A 20761-nucleotide genomic window follows, 5' to 3' on the forward strand; every position below is an offset into this window, starting at 1 on the left:
TAAAATACAGCTTTAAAATAAGTAAGGTAATAGGCAATATTTTAAGTTTTTCGTAGTACTGATTTAATTCAGGAGCATTCTAATTCTAGAAGATATTCATCTGTATTGATCACAGCAGTTGAGCTATCGATATATACAACAGGCAGGATTGAAGAGCGGGTCTCACTATCGTTATCAGACAGCAACATCAAGCGACTTTGGGATTTTGTTCAGCTTGGTCAAAATGGATGACAACTATTCCACTGGATACTGCAACCCGATTCACAAAAATCAGGTCGATTCAGTTAAAATAACAAACTGCTTAACCATGCATTACTGTCGAGCATGACGCAATACGAATGACCTCAGCTTAGGTTTAAAAATTTTCAGACCAGTGAAGCAAACAAAGTTATTGTTATTTGATCAAAATGTGACACATTTCTCTAAACGATAAATCAGAGATTTTCCAGTATTTTATACAAAATAAATACATAAAATAATTAAAAGCCACTTGATTACTACATTTTGAAACATTGGTTAACCAAAACACTGTCTAATTTAAAGTAAAATTCATGAACTAACTCCTCTAACGTCAGTGACAAGGTCACCCCTTGACTGATGTGCCTTTAATTGCGTCTGTATCATCATTTAAATTCTTTCTCTCTATATGCTCTGTCATATAGAGCGTCATTTAATTTTTAAGGTAAATTGAATGAAAAAATTTTGGAAATATTTATTAGTACTGCTCGTGGTACTAATTATTATTGCAATTGCCTTTCTTTTTAGACCAGTTGCGTCTAAGGCAATTAAAACAGCAAATGACGAACCGACTGTCGATGTTGTACTCATCGGCGGCGGGATCATGAGTGCCACCTTGGGGACTTACCTCAACGAATTACAACCCGACTGGAACATCCGCATGTATGAGCGTCTTGATGCAGTAGCACAAGAAAGTTCAAACGGTTTCAACAATGCGGGTACTGGTCACTCTGGCTTTATGGAAATGAACTATACCGAAGAAAAAGACGGTAAAATGGACATTTCTAAAGCCATCAACGTGGCAAGCCAGTTCGAAATTGCAAAGCAGTTCTGGGCTTATCAAGTAAAGCAAGGTGTACTCGAAACGCCAAATACCTTCATTAACCCGGTGCCGCATATTGCATTTGTCTGGGGCGATAACGTGAACTTTATGGAAAAGCGTTATGCTGCTATGGTTCAAAACCCGTTATTCGCTGGCATGAAAATGAGTGAAGATAAAGCTGAAATTCAACAATGGGCACCATTGGTGATGGACGGTCGTGATCCTCAACAGAAAGTTGCTGCAACCCGTATGGACGTTGGTTCTGACGTGAACTACGGTGCAATCACCAAGCAGTTGATTGGCAACCTTGAAAAGAGTCCAAACTTCAAACTCAGCACGTCAACTGAAGTGACGGGCATCAGCAAAAACGATGACAACACCTGGTCTGTGGCTTTTAAAGATGTAAAATCTGGCAAAGTTGATCATGTGAAAACGCGTTTTGTGTTTATTGGTGCGGGCGGTGCTGCAATCAAACTCTTGCAAATGACCGGCTTACCAGAAGCGCAACAATATGCTGGCTTCCCTGTAGGTGGTGAGTTCCTTGTCACTGACAACCCAGCAGTAACAGCAAAACACACTGCTAAAGTGTATGGCCGTGCTGATCTTGGTGCGCCGCCAATGTCTGTGCCACATATTGATACCCGTTATATCGACGGTAAAAAATATGTACTGTTTGGCCCATTCGCAACCTATTCAAACAAGTTCCTGAAAAATGGTTCTCAGCTTGATTTGCTTGCATCAACCAACAAGAACAATGTGTTGCCAATGGCAGCGATTGGTCTACAAAATGCTGATCTGGTTCAGTACCTTGTAAGCCAGGTATTGATGTCGGATGCTGACCGTTTCAACGAGTTGAAAAAATACTATCCTGAAGCTGATCCGAAAGACTGGCATCTACAACAAGGTGGTCAACGTGTTCAGATCATCAAGAAAGAGCCGGGTAAACCAGCTAAATTGCAATTCGGTACAGAAATCTTTGCCTCTAAAGATAAATCTGTAACTGCATTACTTGGTGCTTCACCAGGTGCATCGACCTCACCTTACATCATGCTTAACCTGCTTGAAAAAGCATTCCCTGAGCAAACTAAAGGTGTATGGAATGACAAGTTGCATGAGATTATCCGTTCTTATGGTCAAGACCTTGCCAATGATCCAGCCTTGCTTGATCAAATCCGTCATTATTCAAGCTCAACACTTGGCTTGAACTATACGACCCCAGCCAATATGGTTCCTGCAAAAAAAGCGGTAAAAGCTGAAGCTGTTGCTCAGTAATTCCGTGTAGGAACATATTAAAAGGGAGGAGTTTCGGCTCTTCCCTTTTTTTATTTTCTCGCTGTTTTTTTATTTTCTCTCTATCTTTTTAAATCTATGTCTTCTGCTACAAGCCCATCTGCTTTTGCCGCATTTGCCTGTCGTGACTTCAAGTTATTGACCATCAATCAATGCTGCCTAACTTTTGCGGTGCTGATTCAGGAAGTGCTGATTGCCTTTCATCTGTATCAGATCACCAAGAATCCGCTGCTGTTGGGGCTGGTCGGAATCATGGATTTTTTACCTTTTCTGGCACTTTCTTTATGGGGCGGTTATATTGCCGACCGTTTTAACCGGCAGCGTATTTTACAGATCAGCTTTAGCATGGCCATTCCCCTTTCCATCGCTTTATGGCTGTGTTTTGATCTGTTTCAATCTGAAAAAATCACCACTACGGTGTTAGTAATTTCCAGCTTTAGCATTTTATTTTTATTTGGCTGCATTCGCGGCATTTATAGCCCATGCTTTAACTCGTTACGACCTTTTGTGGTACCTGAACATCTTTATACCAATGCTGCAACCTGGACCAGTATGTGCTGGCAGGCCAGTGGCATCCTTGCCCCTGTGCTCGGTGGTTTTTTGCTGGCGCATTTCGATCTGGATATTAGCTTTGGCGTTATTGTCGGATTATTTGCTGCTGGCAGTATCGCGTTATGGAACTTACAAACACGAGAGTTTCCTCAACTCCAGACTGAAACGATTTCCCGAAGCCTGCAACAGGCACTGCAATTTATTTTTAAAACCAAAATTATTTTCTGGGCCATGTTTCTTGATCTGGGCTCGGTCTTTTTTGGTGGCATCATTGCCCTGCTTCCCATTTTTGCACAGGATGTATTGCATATCGGCGCCGACGGTTTTGGTCTATTGCGCGCTGCGCCTGCGTTTGGTGGCCTGATCATGATGATCGTTCTGGTGCGTTATCCCCCGAAACACAGACCTTGGCAGATCATGCTGCTGGCGGTTGCGGGATTTGGTTGTTGCACATTGTTATTCGCTGTTACCAGACACCTCTATTTTTCTGTCGCAGTTCTCATTATCATGGGGGCTTGTGACAGTATCAACATTGTCATCCGTCAAACCATACTGCAACTTATCCCTCCCAAGGACATGCTTGGACGTATTGCGGCCATTAATGGCATCTTTGTCACGTCTAGTAATGAGCTAGGCGCCTTGCAGTCCAGTGTGATGACACGCTTTTTCAGCGTAGTCCCAGCAATGCTGATTGGCGGTACACTTTCTTTGCTCTGCGTGGCGATAACCCGAAGCAGAAGCAAAGAGTTATTTAAGTTTCGTTTTTAAATTCTTTTATATCGCTGTTTAGAAAAAATCAATGTAAGTCATATGAAACACACGTTGCCCGCGTCTTCTGGCGCATCCAGGTTTATTCTTGTTTCCATTTTTGTATGGCTGGTGCTGTTGTGCCTGCAATCGGTCTATATCGTGATTATTGGCGGCAGTGCCTATCTGTTCTGGACCGCTTTGGGCCTACTGATTTTAAATGTACTCAGCCTTCATGCAACCGTGCTAAAAAACCGAATCGCTACTGCACTGACTGCGGTATTGTTGATTTATCTGGTGCTGAATTCATTATTCTGTACTTATCTGATTGTCGCCTTCTACTGTATTTTTTACTTATATTCCGATGAGTATAAGAATAAACGCCTGATCAAACTGGCAGGTTTATTCCTGATCATGATCATCTTTGCGCTGTATCAAAGCCAGTCGTTGCATGAATTAAAACAAAAATATGCACCCTATGAAACCGGTGAAACCTGGCAACAACACGGCGCTTTATAAAAACGTGCTAATAAAAAAACCTCACATGCTGTGAGGTTTTTTTATTGGATCAGACTAGTCTTGCGAGTCAGGATACAAAGGACGGTTACCGGGACTAATGCGGTTGATATGCAGGAAAGTCATGTGACGTTCATACTTGTCCAGAATGTCATTAATCACCTGTTCTTTGGTATAACCGACCAGATCATTGTCCTGCGACCCTTCATACAGGAAGGTCTCTAAACGGTAGTAATGTTGCTTACCACGTTTTCCGCGCTCACTGAAGGTCGGTGCGATATAACGCACAGGCCAGATCTGATACACGAAGTTATGCTCTTCTTCGATGTAAATGGTCAGATCAAGATGATACAGCGTATCGCTGTCTTCCACTTCACCTTGCGTGACTTCAACACTCATACCGCGCTTGACCAGTTCATCTGCTACAGTCTGCACCGCAGGTTTACACACGCTGTCGAGCATGCGCTGGGTCTCGCTACTGCCGGGATGATGCATCACACGCGATAAACGTTGTTTCCAGTTTAGAATATCAACATTACCCACCACAGGCGCTGCATTCAGGCTGCGACTGGCTTTACGATAATCTTCCAAACGCAAGGACTTATACAGCCCCGCCATGACCAGCAACATGACAAAACTAAATGGCAAGCCCATGATGACAGTGGCACTTTGCAAGGCGGTAATGCCGTTTGCCATCAGCATGGCAACCGTCAATAAGCCAATTGCAGTGGCCCAGAAAATCCGTAACCAGCGCGGTGCATCATTATCGACATTGGAGAATTTGGTGGTGAAGTTACCCAGTACCAAAGCGCCAGAATCTGCCGAAGTCACATAGAACAGCAAACCTGTAATGGTGGCAATGCCCGCAATAAAGGCAAAGCCCGGATATTGCGCCAGTAAGTCATAGAAACCATGCGCAGGATTGGTCAATACTGTTTGTGCCAGTGCCGTATTTCCATCAAAGATCACGCTATGTAAGGCACTATTGCCAAAAATGGATAACCAGGTAATGGTGAACAATAATGGAATGATCAAGGTACCGCAGACAAATTCACGGATGGTACGACCACGCGAAATACGCGCCAGAAACAGGCCCACAAATGGAGACCACGCCACCCACCATGCCCAGAAGAACAAGGTCCAGCTATTCATCCAGTCTTTTGGACGGTCAAAGGCAAAGCTTTCTAGTGCTAGACTCGGGAATCGGCTAATGTAATCGCCAAAGTTTTGTACCAGTGCATTGAGCAGGAATTCGGTATTGCCAAGGAACAACACAAACAGCATCAGGCCAATGGCAGCATAGATATTGATTTCAGATAAAATCTTGATGCCTTTATTGACCCCTGCTGTCACTGAAATAATGGTGACGATTACCGCAAGGCCAATCAGGGCAATCTGAATCCACAGATTCTCAGGCAGGCCAAATAGTACATGCAGACCATAATTGATCTGTACCACCGCAATACCACAGGTCGTCGCGATACCGAAAATGGTACCGATTACGGCGGCAGTATCCACGGTATGACCAATCGGGCCATCAATTTTATTCCCGAAAATCGGGTACAAGGCTGAACGGATGGTCAGTGGCAGGTTATAGCGATAACTAAAGTAACCTAATGCCATCCCGACCAGTGCATACATGCCCCAACCGGTTAAACCGTAATGGAACAGTGTCCACACCATACCCTGACGGGCCGCCTCAAAGGTCTGGCCTTCGCCCACAGGCGGATTCATATAATGGGAGAGCGGCTCTGCAACCGAGAAGAACATCAAGTCTGTGCCGATCCCGGCCGCAAACAGCATGGCCGACCAACTCAATAAGCTAAACTCAGGTTTGGAATGCTTCGGGCCAAGCTTGATATCGCCATAACGCGAACAGGCAATAAACACCACAAAGACCAGATAAAGCGTCGCTGCTAACAGGTAGTACCAGCTAAATTTATCACTGACCCAGGCCAGTACCACATTCAATAAGTGGTTGGAGAAGTCGTTAAAAAAAATCGTAACCAGTGCAAATGTTAAAATAAGTAGAGCTGAAACATAAAAGACCACACGATTCAAATGATCTTTATTCGCTAATGTAGAATCATCAACCGCTCTTGGATTATCTGTTGCCATACAATCCTCAGGGAGTTAGAGAACAAAAAGAAAATATTCAACCTCGTCTTTCCATTGCATTTTCAATGAAAAGACTGGACTGAATAAAAAATGAAAAATAAAAGTCATTACCCAAATTACAATGTTTCTGATTTTTCAGTTGCAAAATGTGATGGCGGAGTTACTGGTGCTATTGTTTGCGGTGGTTGAGGGCGAAAAGCATCCTGCTTCAGGGCTTTGGCCAACCCAAACATATACAGCAAAATAATAACGGAAAATGGCAAACCACAGAGTACCACCGCGCTTTGCATGGAGTGGAAACTCCCTGCCAAAAGCAGACCGATACTGACAATGGTAATCACCACCGACCAGAAAACTCTTAACCAAATTGGCGAATCACTTTCATTGCTACCCCCTTTCGAGGACAGATTTGCGATCATGAGTGTACCAGAACCCACTGGGGTCAAAAACAATACGAAACAAATCACCACAACAATGCCAGCAATATAGGGGTTGAATGGTAAATATTCGAGAAGCTTGAATAGCGATAAAGCCGCATCGGTCAGTACCATATCGCCGAGCGCCTGCTGCTTCTGGTTTAAAATCAGGTCAATGGCGGTATTTCCAAAAATCGAGATCCAGGCCAGCGTAAAGCCCAGCGGCACCAGACACACGCCCAGCACCACTTCACGAATGGTACGGCCTTTAGAAATACGCGCGATAAACATGCCGACAAATGGCGCCCAGGCAATCCACCATGCCCAGTAAAACACCGTCCATGCACCCTGCCACTCACTTGCCTTGCCATTGTAGAGATACATATCAAAACTCTTGGCAATGAAATGATCAAGGTAATCCCCGGTGTTCTGCACCAGACCATTGAGTAAATGATTGGTTGGGCCGGTGAGGAAGACAAATAACAATAAGGCATACAGCAAACGCAGATTGATACGAGACAGCCAGGCCAGACCTTTTTCAATGCCGACCACCGTGGTAATGGTCGCCACAAACATCATCAATAACACCACAGCAATCAATGTTGTATTGTTATTGGGAATGTCAGGGAGCAGATAGTGCAGCCCTGATACCAGCACCAAGGCACCAATACCGAGGTTGGTGACCAGAGAAATGACAGTCGCCAATATGCCGAAACCATCGACAAAATCACCGACCAGTCCATAAATACGCTCACCAAAAATCGGATACAGTGCAGAACGCAAGGCCAGCGGCAAATCCAGACGGAAGGCAAAATAACCCAGCGTCACACCGAGCAAGGCATATAGCACCCAGCCATGTATGCCCCAATGCAGGAAGCTATACATCATGGCATCGCGTGCTGCCTGTACTGTACCGCCGGTCCCTTCCGGGGGGCGCAAAAAGTGGTCCACCGGTTCAGCCACGCCGTAATACAGCAAGGCAATCCCGATTCCGGCTGAAAACAGCATCGACACCCAGGCCAGATAACCGAACTCGGGTTTGTCGTCATCGCGCCCTAATGGAATCTGTCCGACCCGCGAAAATGCCAGCCAGGCCACAAAACCGAGACACAGAATAATGACCAGCATGTAATACCAGCCGAATAGCTGGTTGGCCTGTCCTTGGACATAGGTCAGCCAGAACTGGCTTTGCTCAGGAAACAGCACAAACAACAGGCCAAAAATGCCAATACTGATTGCGGAGCTCCAAAAAACAAACAAATTTAAACGTATCGGTTCGGATGCGGATCCTTCATTACTTTTTGACACCATGTTCTTGCTCCTTGCAATTGGTGTACCTTCTTAAAAAATAACAAGATAAGTTCTATTGAACCCTTACCTGCTTATCCATAAGAAGCCTTCATTTATTACTTTAGTTCTATTCTTGCCTAGCAAAAATTCATTGATTTTTACAGATTATACTTTTTATTGATTGAACGTTCAATCAATAAAAAGTATGATAAAAAAATGTTATGATGCTCTACATTGAGAAATGTTGAATAAAAAGCACCTTGGCAGGGCTTTAAATGGATAAGCATGACAAAGCGTAGAGTAAAACCGGAACATGTGCGACGTGAAGAAATCATTAACGCCGCATTTTATGTGATTTCTGAAGTGGGGTTATCCAATACCACCATTGCACAGATTGCAAAAAAGGCCGAGCTATCAACCGGTATTGTGAGTCACTATTTTGGTGACAAACAGGGATTAATTAATACCTGTATGCAGGAAATGCTCAACGTTTTACGTCAGAAAACTGACCAATATAAAACCGAAGCAGATCCACATCCAGAAAGCCAGATCAAGGCAATTATTGATTCCAACTTTGATATCAGTCAGGTCAACAAACAAGCCATGCGGGTCTGGTTAGATTTCTGGTCTGCCAGTATGCACCTTCCCGAACTTGGACGTTTACAACGAATTAATGATCAACGCCTGTATTCCAACCTGAAACATTATTTCCTCATGTTGGTCGATGATAAACAGCAGGCAAGCATTGCCGCCCGCGGACTGGCGGCTTTGATTGACGGATTATGGTTACGTGGCAGTTTAAGCAGTCATGATGAGTTTGACAGCCAGCTAGCCCGTTCCATTGCTTACGATTATGTAAAAACGCAATTGCAATTTGCGAACAAGCCTTTGCAGGAGAAACAGAATGAGTGATGCACAAGTTCATCAATTGTATATCCACGGACGTTATGTCGCAGCGACCAGTGGTAAAACATTTACCAGTATTAACCCTGCCAACGGTGAAGTGATCGCAACACTTCAACAAGCCTCACAACAAGACATTGAAGCGGCTGTTCAAAGCGCACAGCAAGGCCAGAAAATCTGGGCTGCCATGACCGCAATGGAGCGTTCCCGTATCCTGCGTCGTGCAGTTGATATCTTACGTGAACGTAATGATGAGCTTGCCCAGCTCGAAACTCTCGATACTGGTAAAGCCTACAGCGAAACATCAACTGTCGATATCGTAACCGGTGCCGATGTACTTGAATACTATGCAGGCCTTGCAACCGCCATTCAGGGCGAACAGGTTCCCCTGCGTGAATCAAGCTTCTTCTATACGCGTCGTGAACCCCTCGGTGTCGTGGCTGGGATCGGTGCCTGGAACTATCCAATTCAAATCGCCATGTGGAAATCTGCCCCTGCCCTGGCTGCGGGAAATGCCATGATTTTCAAACCAAGCGAAACCACACCACTGACTGCATTCAAACTTGCAGAAATCTATACTGAAGCGGGCGTGCCAGACGGCGTGTTTAACGTGGTGCAAGGTGCAGGTCGTGACATCGGCCAATGGCTGACTGAACATCCGGTGATTGAAAAAATCTCGTTTACGGGCGGCGTCGAAACCGGCAAGAAAGTCATGGCAAGTGCTGCAGGTTCAACCTTGAAAGAAGTGACCATGGAGCTTGGCGGTAAATCTCCGCTGGTTATTTGTGAGGATGCCAATCTTGACCGCGCTGCGGATATTGCAGTGATGGCAAACTTCTTTAGTTCAGGTCAGGTGTGTACCAACGGCACGCGCGTATTTGTACCAAAAGCCATGCTGGCTGATTTTGAAGCAGCGATTGTGGAACGAGTCAAACGTATCCGTATCGGTGATCCAATGGCTGAGCAAACCAATTTTGGTCCACTCACCAGCTTCCCGCATATGGAAAAAGTGTTGTCATTCATCGAGTCTGGCAAACAGCAAGGTGCGAAAGTTCTGATCGGTGGTGGCCGTGCTACTGAAGGTGATCTGGCCAAAGGCGCCTATGTATTACCAACCGTTTTCAGTGATTGCCGAGATGATATGGCAATTGTGCAGGAAGAAATCTTTGGTCCGGTGATGAGCATTCTCAGCTATGACACTGAGGAAGAAGTGATTCGCCGTGCCAATGCCACAGATTTCGGTCTGGCAGCAGGTGTGGTGACTCAAGACATTACCAAGGCACATCGCATTATTCACCAGCTTGAAGCCGGCATCTGCTGGATCAATACCTGGGGTGAATCTCCTGCGGAAATGCCGGTCGGTGGCTATAAGCAATCAGGCGTGGGCCGTGAAAATGGCTTAACCACATTGGGTCATTACACCCGTATCAAATCGATTCAAGTTGAGTTAGGTGAGTATCAAAGCATTTTCTAATGCGCTCACCCTTCCCCCTCAAGATTAATCCTATGTGCCCTGCCATCAGCTGATGGCACTGGCACTCTCCAGAATACAAAAGGGATAACGATGAATACTCAAGCATATGACTACATTATCATTGGCGCAGGATCTGCCGGAAATGTGCTCGCAACACGTCTGACTGAAGATAAAGATGTGTCTGTTTTACTCTTGGAAGCCGGTGGCCCAGACTATCGTTTAGATTTCCGTACTCAAATGCCAGCGGCGTTGGCCTTCCCATTACAAGGCCGTCGCTATAACTGGGCTTATGAAACCGATCCTGAACCACACATGAACAATCGCCGTATGGAATGTGGTCGTGGTAAAGGTTTAGGCGGTTCTTCCCTGATTAACGGGATGTGCTATATCCGTGGTAATGCCATGGATCTGGATCAGTGGGCAAGCATGAAAGGTCTGGAAGACTGGACTTATGCAGACTGCTTACCGTATTACAGAAAAGCTGAAACTCGCGATATTGGTGCCAATGATTATCACGGCGGTGATGGCCCTGTTTCAGTAGCAACGCCTAAAAATGGTAATAATGTGCTATTCCATGCCATGGTTGAAGCAGGCGTTCAAGCGGGTTATCCACGTACCGATGACTTAAATGGTTATCAACAAGAAGGCTTTGGTCCAATGGACCGTACTGTGACCCCAAAAGGTCGTCGCTCAAGTACTGCCCGTGGTTATCTGGATATGGCCAAAGGTCGTCCGAATTTAACCATCATCACCCATGCCACCACCAATAAAATCTTGTTTAATCAAAAACAGGCTGTAGGCGTGGAATATATTATTGGTGCAGATCAAGCCAATATGAAACAGGCACAGGCCAAGCGTGAAGTCTTGCTTTGCGCAGGTGCGATTGCTTCACCACAAATCCTGCAACGTTCAGGTGTAGGTGAAAGCACGTTCCTGAAATCGATGGATATTGATGTCGTACATGATCTACCGGGTGTCGGTGAAAACCTGCAAGACCATCTGGAAATGTATTTGCAATATCAATGTAAGCAACCTGTTTCACTTTACCCTGCCCTGCAATGGTATAACCAGCCTGCCATTGGTGCCGAGTGGTTATTCAACGGTACCGGCGTTGGTGCAAGCAACCAGTTCGAAGCGGGTGGTTTTATCCGTAGTTCGGAAGAATTTGACTGGCCGAATATCCAGTACCACTTCTTGCCTGTGGCGATTAACTACAACGGTAGTAATGCGGTGAAAGAACACGGCTTCCAGGCGCATGTTGGTTCAATGCGTTCACCTTCGCGTGGTCGGGTCAAATTGAAATCAAAAGATCCGTTTGAGCATCCAAGTATCCTGTTCAACTACATGTCAACCGAACAGGACTGGCGTGAGTTCCGTGATGCGATCCGTATCACCCGTGAAATCATGGCGCAACCTGCGCTTGATCCATATCGCGGTGAAGAAATCAGCCCGGGTAAACATATCCAGACCGATGCCGAGCTGGATGAGTTCGTGCGTACCCATGCCGAAACCGCGTTCCATCCATCATGTAGCTGTAAAATGGGTGAAGATGAGATGGCGGTGGTCGATGGTCAAGGTCGCGTTCACGGCGTACAAGGCTTACGTGTAGTCGATGCCTCAATCATGCCATTGATCATTACCGGTAACCTGAATGCCACCACCATCATGATCGCAGAAAAAATTGCCGATCAGATCCGTGGCAAAAAACTGCCGCGTTCAGAGGCAGGTTATTACAAAGCGGGTACAACCCCGGCACGCCAAGCGCCATTACGTCCAATACAATAAAAAGGAAATTCCTCTAGGGAATACCCGGGGCTTCGGCTTCGGGTTTCACTTCATTCAGGGAGAAATGATGAAAAAAACGTTGTTTGTAATTGCACCCTTGGCTTTTTATTTTCAAAGCACCCACGCCACTGAACCCACCTCACCTTACTCTGCCAATCTCACCGCTGCCAGCCAATACGTCTCACGCGGTTTCCAGCAAACCTGGGGCAAAGCGGCCTTGCAAGGGGGGCTGGACTACAACCATGACAGCGGTTTTTATGCAGGTACCTGGGCATCGACCGTAAGCGATCATTTTATTCGAGACGCATCAGTTGAATGGGACGTGTACACGGGTTATAGCCGTACGATCGGGGATTTTACCGTCGGCACTAAAGTCGCCTATTACTATTATCCAGGCGCAAAAACCACGGCTGACACAGGCAACACCCGCTTTGATTATGGAGAAATCATTCCTGAAATCAGTTACGGGCCGCTCAGCGTTAAATATGCGATTACCTATACACAGGACTATTTTGGCAATAATTCAGATACCTTAGGCATCGGCAATAATAAGCACTCACGTGGCTCAGGTTATCTGGATGTAAACTGGTATCAGCCCATTACTCAAGGCTGGTCAGTGAATGCCCATTACGGCAATCAGCGCATCAAAAACTTTTCAGCAGCCAACTTTCAGGATGCCAGTTTTGCAGTGAACAAAGAATTGCCCTATAACCTTTCCGGCAGCCTGATCTATAGCAAAGCCTGGGATAAAGACGGTTTTTATCAGCAATATAGCAATGGCAATCCCAATGCTAAAGTCTCCAATCCGATTGATTCCACCGTGACATTCTCACTGACCAAAACCTTTTAATCAGGACAGTATCAATCAAAGCTCAATAAAAAAAGCCGCTACATTGACAGCGGCTTTTCTCATTTTCCCTGTTAAGACTTGATCAGTTCAATGCCTGAGCCCGCCCGTTTTGGATCAATCAGAATTTTGGCATGTTGTTCTGGATCACGTAAGGCTTCAAAGGCATGACTCACCCCTTCCAGTCCTACGACACCGGTGATCAACGGTGAACAATCAATCTTACCTTCCGCAATCATATGCAGGGTGTCACGGAATTCCAGCGGGGTATAGCCCAGCACATACTGGATTTCCAGTTCCTTATTAATCGCCAATGCAGGTTCAATCTTGTCGCTTTGCATGCAGACACCCACGCCGATAATCCGTGAGAACAGCGGTGCACCCTCCAGAATCTGCTGCATGATCCCAGCCACACCCACGCATTCAAATATCACCGGACGTTTCGGTAATACGCCGAGTTTATCGCCAACGCGCATGGCATTCACCCAAGGTAGTGAGTAAGTCTGAACCTTATCAAAAATCCCCATGCCCATATTAATCGCTTCGGAGACATTGCCTAATAAGCCAAGCTCTTTCCAACTGCTAAATGGCGATTGCTGTTGCGGATCAATCAAGATATCCGCGCCACATTGCTCAGCCAGACGACGGCGGTTCGGCGAGAAGTCACTGGCAACCACGGTTTTAACACCTGCCGCCTTGAGCATAAGAATTACCCCCAGACCAACAGGACCACAACCGATCACAATGGCAGGCTCATTTTTCTTGATTCGACTGCGACGTACCGCATGTAAGGCAACGGCCATCGGCTCAGTCAAGGCAGCACGATCCGCGTCCAGACCATTTGGTACGGCAAACATCAAACTGGATTGCACCAGTACCTGCTCGGCATATCCCCCGGAAGCACTCGGTGACAGCCCAGTCGGCATATAACCTTGCGGATCGACATTTAATAAAGGCATGGCACAAACCAGCGTATCTGCTTTTAATTTACGTCGTGTTTTTGGGCCGTAATCCAAGACCTTGCCGCAGAACTCATGACCAAACACCAGTTTATCCGAGGACTTTGCTACCCCATTAAAACCGACTCGCGCAGCCAGATCATGCATGTGATCACAGTGATGCTGCATGTGTAAATCAGAACCACAAATCCCGCAGCGGACCACTTCAAGTAAGACTTGCCCCTTTGCAGGAACCAATTGAAGGCTGTCTTCCAGTTTTAATTCAGCGTTATGACAAATCAGAGATTTCATCGGATGCTTTCCTTTTTTGTTTTATTCACCTTGTTTACCTTGAGCACTTTGACTTGTTGCAATGCCAAGCAAACAATACATAACTCAATCCTGACAAGGATAATTGTCAAAAACCATGACCTAAACATCAATATATCGCAGCAACAAAGTCAGCCCCCTGGTGATCGCCAATGCATTAAAAAAAGTTTAAAAATTATTCTCATTTAACTTCAAATAGATGCATCGATATCTTTAAACAATGTGTCTGTTTTGATTAAAACGATCAAATTTAAGCCTTGCATTTAATAGTGTCATTATGCCAATATATATTTAATGGCTTTAAGCCACTATAAAAGAGAAGCTAAAAATGACGATTCAACTTATGACAGCTCAAGCGAATGTTCCCATCGAGTTTTTGCAGTTTTCAGGTGGTGAACGTCATATTCAACTACAACCTGAGTTGTTAAACCAATTACAGGCCAATACCCAGATCAAAGCCTCTCTACAGAACAGCGCAGATGTGATGGATTATCTATTACTGGAAAATGTGTTACTTGAACAAGGCACTCGCGTTTCGGTGGAAATCCCTTATTTTCCCTATGCACGCCAAGACCGGATCTGTGCACAAGGTCAGGCCTTTTCACTGGATTTAATGACCAGATTATTGAATAGCAACAGCGAAAAATTTGCAGGGCAACGTCAGAAAATTGTGGTGTGGGATTGTCATAGCCCAATGACCCTTGAGCTGTTACGCAAAAATACCCGCTTCCAAGCGGTGATCAATATCGAACCGATTGAGATTATCCAGCAAAGCCCAGCCTTGATGCAGATTTTAAGCGCTGACAATACGGTATTGATCTGCCCTGATGCAGGCGCAACACAACGCACTCAAGCGATTGCCAACGGTATCAATCCGCAACGCCAACACGCCATTGAAGTGATTCACTGTGAAAAGCAACGCGACCCAAGTACGGGAAAAATTACAACAACGGCGGTAGATAGTCCTGATTTGACAGGAAAAACAGCCGTGATCACCGATGATATTTGTGATGGTGGTGCCACTTTTATCGGGATTGCCAAGCAACTACGCAGCTTAAATTGTCAAAACATTATTTTGTATGTCACGCATGGCATTTTTAGCAAAGGTCTGGCGGTCTTTGATGGCTTGGTCGATCAGATTTTTACCAGCAATAGCCTGCCACAAGCAGAAGCAAGCAAACTCAACATCATCAATTTTCAAAATTAAGATTTAAAGCACGAGGCCGATAACAATGAGTATTAAAATTAACCCGCTCAATGCAATTGATTTCTACAAAGCAGATCACCGTCGTCAGTATCCAGTGGGAACTGAATACGTCTATGCCAACTTTACCCCACGTTCATCACGTTTAGCCAAAATGCTGCCTGATTTTGATGACAAGATTGTATTTTTTGGTCTACAAGGCTTTATCAAACACTTTCTGATTGAAACCTGGAACGAAGGCTTCTTCAATCAACCTAAAGCCAAAGTGGTGGCAGCCTATCAACGCCGTATGGACAATGCATTAGGTGAAGGCGCAGTGCCTGTCGAGCACATTGAAGCCTTGCACGATCTCGGTTATTTACCATTAAAAATTAAAGCCTTGCCAGAAGGCAGCCGGGTCAATATCAAAGTGCCGGTATTAACCATTATCAATACGGATCCGAATTTCTTCTGGTTAACCAATTATATTGAAACCGTGCTCAGTGCCGAGTTATGGAAAAGCTGTACCACGGCCAGCATTGCCTATGAATACAAACGCTTGTTGACCCAATATGCAGAAAAGACGGGCGCTCCTTTAGACTTTGTTCCGGTTCAAGGCCATGATTTTAGTAGCCGAGGCATGAGTGGGATCTATGATGCAGCCCAGTCAGGTGTAGGCCACTTGACCAGTTTTATCGGGACAGATTCTGTCGCTTCGATTGACTATGCCGAAGAGTACTACAATGCCACAGGTATTGTAGGCGTTTCAGTACCGGCCACAGAACACAGTGTGATGTGTATGGGCAGTGAAGAAAGTGAAATTGAGACCTTTAGACGTCTGATCTGCGAGCTCTATCCTGCCGGTGTGGTCAGTATCGTGTCTGATACCTGGGATTTCTGGCGTGTCATCACTGAATTTAGCGTGGCATTAAAAACAGAGATTTTAAAACGCCAACCGAATGCGCTCGGACTTGCCAAAGTGGTGTTCCGTCCAGACTCAGGTGATCCAGTGAAGATTATCTGTGGCGATCCTGAGGCAGAGCGAGACAGTCCTGCTTATAAAGGTGCAGTGCAATGTTTATGGGAAATTTTTGGCGGTACCGAAACAGCGCAAGGCTATAAAGTCCTTAACGAACGTGTTGGCTTAATCTATGGTGACTCAATTACCCTGGAGCGTGCCCAAAATATCCTAAAAGGTTTGCAAGCCAAAGGCTTTGCTTCAAATAATCTGGTATTTGGGATCGGGAGCTACACCTATAACTATTTGACTCGCGATAGCTTTGGTTTTGCCGTCAAAGCCACTTGGGGTCAGGTTAACGGTGTCGGTCGTGAACTGTTCAAAGACCCAGTGACCGACTCTGGTGTTAAAAAATCAGCCAAGGGCTTATTACGCGTTGAACAGACTGAGAATGGTTTTGAGCTCTTTGATCAACAAAACTTTGAACAGGAGAACATGGGTGCACTGCAAACGGTATTTGAAAATGGCCAATTGGTAAGAGAATGCTCGCTTGATCAGATTCGGGAAAGATTGGTCTAAGCAAAACTCTCTATGATTAAAACACATCCAGTGATTAGATACTCGGAAAAGTCATCCGCAACCTGAACAAGCCAAAGCGACTAAAGCTTTGGCGTAGTGCAAGATAAATGAAATGAATAGTTAAGCGCTTAAGCAAAGCTTTCGCCTTGCGGTACGGCAAAGATTATCAATCTTTGCTATCTCGTACCTCAGGTTTTGCCTACTTTTGCCAAAAAAAAAAGGGGGTCGAGCCTGAACAAACTAAAGCGATTAAAGCTTTAGTGAAGTGCAAGACGTAGTGGCTTATCCTAAAATATGATGAGAACCCAATAAGACTCCGCTATGATATTACTTTATTCCGATTTCTTAATATTTCTATGAGTAAGGAAACTATCCATACCTCCGAACAAGAATACCTTGCCCACTATCAAAAAACCGACTATGACACCCCGCTGTTTACAGTCGATATGGCAATTTTTTCTGTGGCAAAAGGTCAGTTACAGGTATTAATGATCCAGCGCTCCAACTTCCCTGAAAAAGGTAAATGGGCCCTTCCCGGCGGTTTTGTTGATTTAAAAACCGATCCGGATTTAATGGCAACAGCACATCGTAAACTACTGGAAAAAACAGGCATTCAATCACCCTATTTAGAACAGGTTGAAACCATTGGCAATCAATATCGTGATCCACGCGGCTGGTCCATCACTGCTTTATATTTCGCTCTGATTGATTTTGAAAAATTTGCAATTCAAGCCACCAGCACTGCAGAACACAGTCAATGGCTTTCAATCGATCAGGCATTACAGCTGGATTTGGCCTTTGATCACAAACAGTTACTGCAGCTGGCATTTGAGCGTCTTTGCAATAAAACCCGATATACCACGCTGCCGGTCAGCTTGATGCCAGAACTATTTACCTTGACCGAATTACAGAACATTTATGAAATTATTCTAGGGCATACTTTAGAAAAAAAATCCTTTAGACGGCGCATGCAAGAGGCTGGTGCAGTTGAAGAAACAGGCCAGCAAAAAATTGTCGGCAAGCGACCTGCGCAACTGTTCCGTTATGCACTCGAGCATTATCATTTTACGTTTCCACGGATGCTAGAAACACCACGCAACCCAACTGAACATGAAAAGAGCTAAGGCAGAACCTTAGCTCTAAACGTTTATTTCCAGGTCTGACGAATCATATCCACCGCTTTTTCAGCAATCATCACGGTCGGTGCATTGGTATTGCCATTGACCACGGTTGGCATGATCGAGGCATCGATTACACGTAGCCCTTCAACGCCATACACTTTAAGTTCAGGATCTACTACCGCCATCTCATCCACACCCATTTTACAACTGCCGACCGGATGATAAACCGTATCGACACGCTGACGTAAAACCTCACGGATCTCATCATCGGTTTTTACATTGGCAGTAAACATATCCTCTTTGATTTTGTCTTGTAAAGCAGGAGCCTGCATCAACTTTTGCGTGACTTTATAACCATCGACCAAATCCTGAAGATCCTGTTCATCCTCAAGGAATTTAAAGTCGATCAGCAATGGATCATCGACATGCTTACCGCTGAGTTTGACTGAACCACGAGCACGTGGATTTAACAAACAGACATGACATGAAATCCCGTGCCCCATATGCATGGTTCGGGCATGATTATCCACTACGGCGATCACAAAGTGTAGTTGCAGGTTCGGTTTGTCTAACTCAGGACGGCTCTTTAAGAAACCACCACATTCTGCATAGTTGGTGGTAAGCAGACCGCGACGTTCTTTACGATAACGTCCCACCTGTTTAAATAGATCCAGACTGCCCCCCATCGAGACTCCAAAGGTACCATCCATCAGCTTGGTTTTATAGGCAAAGATAAAATCTGGGTGGTCATGTAGGTTTTCACCCACTCCTGCAAGCTCTTTTATCACTGGAATGCCGTGCTTTTCCAGCTCCTGACGTGGGCCAATACCAGAAAGCATCAGGATATGCGGTGACTGGAAAGCCCCCGCTGATAATAAGACTTCTTTATCGGCCTTAATCGTGGTGGTCTGGCCTTTATGTTTATACTCAACGCCCACCGCACGGCCATTTTCAATCACAATGCGTGAAACTTTGGCTTGGGTGACTACATGCAGATTCGGACGTTTTCCAATATACGGGAATAAGTAGCCACGTGCCGCACTCCAGCGCTCGCCTTTCTTCTGGGTGACCTGATAGACACCCAAACCCTCTTGTTCCGCACCATTAAAATCATCATTCAGTGGATAACCGACCTGTTTTGCCGCTTCAATGAAGGTTTGCTGATAAGGATTATCTGAATGTAAGTCACTGACATTTAAGGGGCCATGCTGGCCATGATAGTCATTATGGATACGTTCGTTATGTTCTGATTTTCTAAAATACGGCAGCACGTCTTCATATGACCAGCCCGTATTACCCAAGGCTGCCCAGTGATCATAGTCACTACGATGTCCACGGATATAAACCATGGCATTGACCGCCGAACATCCACCTAAACATTTACCGCGCGGCTGATAGCCTCGACGACCATTGAGACCTTTTTGCGGAATGGTTTCAAATGCCCAGTTATTAATTTTCGTGGGAATGCTGATGACTGCAGCGGCAGGTGTATTCACCAGCCAGCTATTACCCTCTCCACCGGCTTCTAATAAACATACCGAAATATTCGGGTTCTCGGTTAAGCGTCCAGCCAGCACCGAACCTGCCGAACCACCACCTATAATTACAAAATCAAAAGCTGTTTGTGTCATCTCAATACTCTGTTTTTTCTTTTTAAAAAGCGGCAATAGTATGCCGAACATGGCATTTCAATACTGTTGTATTTATCTAACCATTTTACTTCATCAAAATTAACTTAACTGGAACGCAATCAAACTACAAGCGCTAAATCTTTCAGTCGATATGCAATAAATCGCAAGTATGCAGAATCAGGAAACAGAGTCTTTCTCCAGTTTTTTCTGTTTTAAATATTCAACATGCTATCGGTCTGTTTTCTAAGATGGCTCCAGTACTTCTTTTTCTATACGATAACGAACTCTTTTTTGTTTCATCGGACTAATCACTTCTTGGTTAAAACCTTTTATATAGTTTAACCAGAATTTACCACGGCATACATTTTCAGGCATTACTGTTTTAAATTCACTCCGTGCGGTAAATACAATAACTGAATGGATATGTTCAAGCGCCAAAACATCATTTAAAACCATTTCCAGTACTTTGCTATGTTTATAGTTCTGATGCAAAGGATTCTGAAACTTATAGCTTTTTTTATAAATTTTCTGTGTCCACTGTTTTTGTCGTGCATTACCAAAAATCCAGCCTGTATAATTTTTGGTTTCGATAATAAATATCCCGTATGGGCTTATCAGAATATGATCAATTTGTGTGGTACCTTGTTCCTGATCTGGCAGCGTACAGTTATTTAATAAGATATATTCCTCACCTAGGTTCTTATTCACATCGGCTGAAACCTGCATCTCACCAACTTTACCTTTAAAATGCGGTGATTTTAAATAAGCAATCAGAATAAATAGAATAAACATCAAAATAAAATAGAAAAACATATCCCCGATCCTACTTATAATTTTTAAACGTTTAAGAAAATAATTTTAATAAGATTTATAAATATCATATTTTAGGTTAGGAAAAAATCCAGACGTAAAAAAACCGCTAAATTAGCGGTATTTTATCTCATCTTTAAGATGATGGTCGGAGCAGTAGGATTCGAACCTACGACCCCCTGGTCCCAAACCAGGTGCACTACCAGGCTGTGC

13 protein-coding genes and 2 pseudogenes are annotated in these 20761 nt (G+C 44.8%); 10 read left to right on the plus strand and 5 right to left on the minus strand.

Features of this window, described 5'->3' with window-relative positions; translation table 11 throughout:
- Positions 1–691 precede the first annotated feature (691 nt).
- The 3 genes and pseudogenes from mqo to J699_RS02820 all read left to right on the plus strand — a co-directional run bounded on the left by mqo (position 692) and on the right by J699_RS02820 (position 4168).
- Positions 692–2332 carry a malate dehydrogenase (quinone) gene (gene mqo / locus J699_RS02830; RefSeq protein WP_032868093.1) on the plus strand — a complete coding sequence of 547 codons (1641 nt, stop codon included), beginning with the start codon at positions 692–694 and terminating at the stop codon, positions 2330–2332.
- A 63-nt stretch (positions 2333–2395) separates the two neighbouring features.
- Positions 2396–3670, plus strand: a pseudogene (locus tag J699_RS02825) (MFS transporter); the annotation flags it as partial.
- A gap of 42 nt (positions 3671–3712) precedes the next feature.
- Entirely contained in the window at positions 3713–4168 is a 456-nt protein-coding gene (locus tag J699_RS02820) for a hypothetical protein (protein ID WP_005228889.1), read from the plus strand.
- A gap of 54 nt (positions 4169–4222) precedes the next feature.
- On the opposite strand, the gene J699_RS02815 is transcribed toward J699_RS02820, so the two are convergent.
- On the minus strand, positions 4223–6283 hold the full coding sequence (locus J699_RS02815) for a choline transporter (RefSeq protein ID WP_032868099.1): 2061 nt from the start codon (positions 6281–6283) through the stop codon (positions 4223–4225).
- Between the two features lie 116 nt (positions 6284–6399).
- On the minus strand, positions 6400–8010 hold the full coding sequence (locus tag J699_RS02810; RefSeq protein ID WP_005228887.1) for a BCCT family transporter: 1611 nt from the start codon (positions 8008–8010) through the stop codon (positions 6400–6402).
- 264 nt (positions 8011–8274) lie between these two features.
- On the opposite strand from J699_RS02810, the gene betI reads away from it, so the two are divergent.
- The 4 genes from betI to J699_RS02790 all read left to right on the plus strand — a co-directional run bounded on the left by betI (position 8275) and on the right by J699_RS02790 (position 13001).
- Positions 8275–8901: a transcriptional regulator BetI gene (gene betI, locus J699_RS02805; protein ID WP_005228886.1), complete on the plus strand. Its 627-nt coding sequence runs from the start codon at positions 8275–8277 to the stop codon at positions 8899–8901.
- Positions 8894–10366 carry a betaine-aldehyde dehydrogenase gene (betB, locus tag J699_RS02800; protein WP_032868102.1) on the plus strand — a complete coding sequence of 491 codons (1473 nt, stop codon included), beginning with the start codon at positions 8894–8896 and terminating at the stop codon, positions 10364–10366. Before betI ends, betB begins: the two co-directional genes overlap by 8 nt.
- Positions 10367–10456: 90 nt before the next feature.
- A complete protein-coding gene (gene betA / locus J699_RS02795) occupies positions 10457–12151 on the plus strand; it encodes a choline dehydrogenase (RefSeq protein WP_032868104.1) in 1695 nt (564 codons plus the stop codon).
- Positions 12152–12218: 67 nt separating this feature from the next.
- On the plus strand, positions 12219–13001 hold the full coding sequence (locus J699_RS02790; RefSeq protein WP_009512450.1) for a TorF family putative porin: 783 nt from the start codon (positions 12219–12221) through the stop codon (positions 12999–13001).
- Between the two features lie 71 nt (positions 13002–13072).
- Here the strand turns inward: J699_RS02790 and J699_RS02785 are convergent, their stop codons facing one another.
- Complete coding sequence (locus J699_RS02785; protein WP_032868108.1) at positions 13073–14248, minus strand: zinc-binding dehydrogenase; 1176 nt, start codon at positions 14246–14248, stop codon at positions 13073–13075.
- A gap of 346 nt (positions 14249–14594) precedes the next feature.
- On the opposite strand from J699_RS02785, the gene prs reads away from it, so the two are divergent.
- The 3 genes from prs (at position 14595) to J699_RS02770 (ending at position 18110) form a co-directional block, all read left to right on the plus strand.
- Entirely contained in the window at positions 14595–15473 is an 879-nt protein-coding gene (gene prs, locus J699_RS02780; protein ID WP_032868111.1) for a ribose-phosphate diphosphokinase, read from the plus strand.
- Positions 15474–15498: 25 nt separating this feature from the next.
- Positions 15499–16986 carry a nicotinate phosphoribosyltransferase gene (locus tag J699_RS02775; protein WP_032868112.1) on the plus strand — a complete coding sequence of 496 codons (1488 nt, stop codon included), beginning with the start codon at positions 15499–15501 and terminating at the stop codon, positions 16984–16986.
- A gap of 356 nt (positions 16987–17342) precedes the next feature.
- Positions 17343–18110 carry an NUDIX hydrolase gene (locus J699_RS02770; RefSeq protein WP_032868114.1) on the plus strand — a complete coding sequence of 256 codons (768 nt, stop codon included), beginning with the start codon at positions 17343–17345 and terminating at the stop codon, positions 18108–18110.
- A 23-nt stretch (positions 18111–18133) separates the two neighbouring features.
- Here the strand turns inward: J699_RS02770 and J699_RS02765 are convergent, their stop codons facing one another.
- On the minus strand, positions 18134–19738 hold the full coding sequence (locus J699_RS02765; protein ID WP_032868291.1) for a GMC family oxidoreductase: 1605 nt from the start codon (positions 19736–19738) through the stop codon (positions 18134–18136).
- Between the two features lie 246 nt (positions 19739–19984).
- Positions 19985–20551, minus strand: a pseudogene (locus J699_RS02760) (nuclease-related domain-containing protein); the annotation flags it as partial.
- Positions 20552–20761 lie beyond the last annotated feature (210 nt).

It is taken from the genome of Acinetobacter sp. 1000160 (assembly GCF_000588715.1).
GTDB lineage: Bacteria > Pseudomonadota > Gammaproteobacteria > Pseudomonadales > Moraxellaceae > Acinetobacter > Acinetobacter courvalinii.